The sequence below is a fragment of the Nocardioides sp. genome (assembly GCF_024509035.1).
In the GTDB taxonomy this organism is placed as follows: domain Bacteria; phylum Actinomycetota; class Actinomycetes; order Propionibacteriales; family Nocardioidaceae; genus Nocardioides.
This window is the reverse complement of the sequence record NZ_JANINT010000375.1, coordinates 1533-1781: the sequence shown is the minus strand read 5'-3', so window position 1 is coordinate 1781 and position 249 is coordinate 1533. Positions and strand designations below refer to the sequence as shown.

The following is a 249-nucleotide window of genomic DNA, read 5'->3' as shown; positions in this document are numbered from 1 at the left end:
GACCCAGTCCCCGCGCTCGACGAGCATCGCGTGGAGGTCGTCGACCGCGCGCAGGTGGTAGCGCAGCGTCGTGGTCCCGACGACGCAGACCAGCGCCGGGGGATCCGCGTCGGGGTCGCGGTACATGCGGTACTCCGAGATGCCCGGTGCGGTCCTGAGGACCCAGGGGTCGTCGGCGGTGCCTGCGGTCATGGTCGGTCACCTTCCTGTCCGGCGCTCCTCCCGCGCCGCACCCGGTCGCCGAGCGCG

General features: G+C 73.9%; 1 protein-coding gene. It reads right to left on the bottom strand.

Annotation, left to right across the window (positions count from 1 at the left end; translation table 11 throughout):
• Positions 1-192: DUF6855 family protein (locus Q0L15_RS21525; protein ID WP_366939637.1), on the bottom strand; the 192-nt coding region annotated here is incomplete at its 3' end.
• Positions 193-249: the final 57 nt, after the last annotated feature.